Source organism: uncultured Agitococcus sp., from assembly GCF_937920075.1.
Lineage (GTDB): Bacteria > Pseudomonadota > Gammaproteobacteria > Pseudomonadales > Moraxellaceae > Agitococcus.
Genome location: NZ_CALETI010000312.1, coordinates 1 through 2,371, shown reverse-complemented (window position 1 = coordinate 2,371; position 2,371 = coordinate 1). Strand labels below are relative to the sequence as shown.

1 protein-coding gene is annotated in these 2,371 nt (G+C 38.5%); it reads right to left on the bottom strand.

The annotated features are described in order from the left end of the window. On the bottom strand, positions 1 to 2,371 hold a 2,371-nt coding region (locus tag Q0212_RS10850), incomplete at both ends, for a translocation/assembly module TamB domain-containing protein (protein ID WP_297925351.1).

Sequence of the window (2,371 nt, the reverse complement as noted above, 5' to 3'; positions counted from 1 at the left end):
AACACGCACCCCAACTATTTTACTATCAACATCTTTAACCGCTTCAATATCTAAAGCGGGCTGTGCGATTGAGCCTGCAAACAAAATTTGGCCACGTCTGATATTGAGTTTTTGGCCATAGGCTTCATATTTGGCTTCTTTATCGAGTTGAATTTCGCCAATCGCTTGCATTCCACGCTGTTTTTGCTCTTGTAGTTTTAGTTCGCCTGTTAATTTACTTTGCACACCAAAAGCATTAAATAATACATTGTCGCCCATGCGTAAATTAATATCGGCGTTAATATCCCATTGATTCATGGCTTTGGCAACTCTAATACGATCAGGTGTGGATAAATCAACAACACGGACATCCGCAGATAACGGTACTGCTTGGTCGGATAAATTTTGCGGATTTAATAACGCATCTTCAACTAAGGCATCACCTTTTAGCGTCACTACATAGGGTTTGACTTGCAAATTAAGTGATGGACTCACTTTGGCTTTAAACAAGGGCTTTTGAGAGAACTCTAAACGTTGGCCATCAATCTTAAGTTTTAAGGTTGGCTCTTGTGTCCAATCTAGACCACCGGTTAATTTTGCCACCCCTTGACCACTATTTAATTGACCATTAATAGCAGCTTCCTTACCGCGAATACTGGCTTTAATATTGGTATGGCTAAAATCTAATGGCGCATTTTTTGCTAAAATCTCGCCTTCCGTCAAACTGAATTCACCATAAAAATCTGGTTTAGTCATCGCACCATTAACACCACCCGCCAAATTCATTTCGCCACCTAAATAACGAATAGCAGGAAAAAATGGTTTAAACATCGCCAAATTAACTTTTTCTAATACCATCGCACCATTAATAGTATAGGGTTGTGTTTGTGAATCAACACGCGCATCAATATAGCCTTGACCCATATTTGGTGCTTGCATATCAAAACGTAAGCCAATTTGTTGATTACCTTCATTTTTAGCAGTCAATTTGAGCATATCGTAAGGTAATGTTAAGGGTTCTTCATCTTCTTGTGTTAAACCTAATGCCCCTTTTTCAGTTAATACTTGTAGATTAAATTGTGGTTTTTGTTGAGCTTGCCAAGCAAAATCTAACTGCCCTTGTAAATTACCTTGCCATGCCAAACCTTCAGGAAAAAAATGTTGCAAACGACTCATTTCTAAACCCTGTAAGGCAATTTTTGCTGAGGCCAATTGAGGACTTAACACTAAGTTATCTTGATTACAAAGCTGTGCTTGTTCGGCTTGCCAACAATGAGCAGCAAGCGTTAATTGTTTATCGGCCATTTGCCATTGACTAACAAAAGGCTCAACTTGTTGCCATAAAAAATCATCTATTTTTACTGTACCATGAGTATTCTGCCCTAACCAATTGCCTTGATTATCTAAGGCACCTTGCAAAATACCCTCTGCAACCACAGGCTCAGCCAACAGTTGCCATGTTATTTGATGATTTTCGCGTGTACCTTCGGCAACAAGGGTTAAATCGGGGATCACTCGGTTGGCCGCGCTGAGATTATGGGCAGCGATTTGTAAAAAGCCTGCCACATTACCTAATTCGGGCAAGGTGCTACTAATACTGAGTTCATCAACTGCAATATTATTGTAGGCTAATTTTTCAGCCCATAAATTACTGATAATGGCTGGCTTATGTTGATCGCCCTGTAAAACTAAAGCACCATTTATTTTACCTTGTAAACTAGGCAACAATTCACTTAAATCATTGAGTTGATTATCAACGGTTAATTGCCATTGATGTGCTTGTAATCCGCCTTCTAGAGCTAATTGATTATTACCCCAAATAATCTGGGTTTGCTGATTGTTAAAATTAGGCATTTTTTTGGCCAATAAGTTTTGTAAATCAAGGGCTAAGAAATCCGTTTTAAAGTTAAATGCTCTATTTTTAACCAATCCTGTTAATTGACTGTCACTTAATGTAATATCTTTTTGATTTTTATTAATATTTAGCTGTATTTTGCTTTGACCTGAGAGTTGAGTTGGCCATGTGGGTAGCCAAAATTGACTTTGAAAATCTTGCAATGCAACATGACTATTGAGCTGTATGCCTTGTTGCCAAGCAACTTGTGCCTGAGCATTTAATTGTCCGGCACTACCTTGATAATTCAGCTTTTTAAAATCAAATTGATGTGGCTGACCAATACCGTGAATTTGCCAATCACCGACAGGCGTTTTAGCACTTGCCATATTCGCAGCAAAGTCTAGTTGGTAGGCTTTAGGATTTCCCACATAATGAAGAGTGCCATGTTGACTATTGATATTAGCTAATGAAGCAACACTACGTTGCAGATTTTTCCATGATGCTTGTATTTGTTGATTTTGCTGCCAATGCCAAAACCAATTATTATTAGCTTGC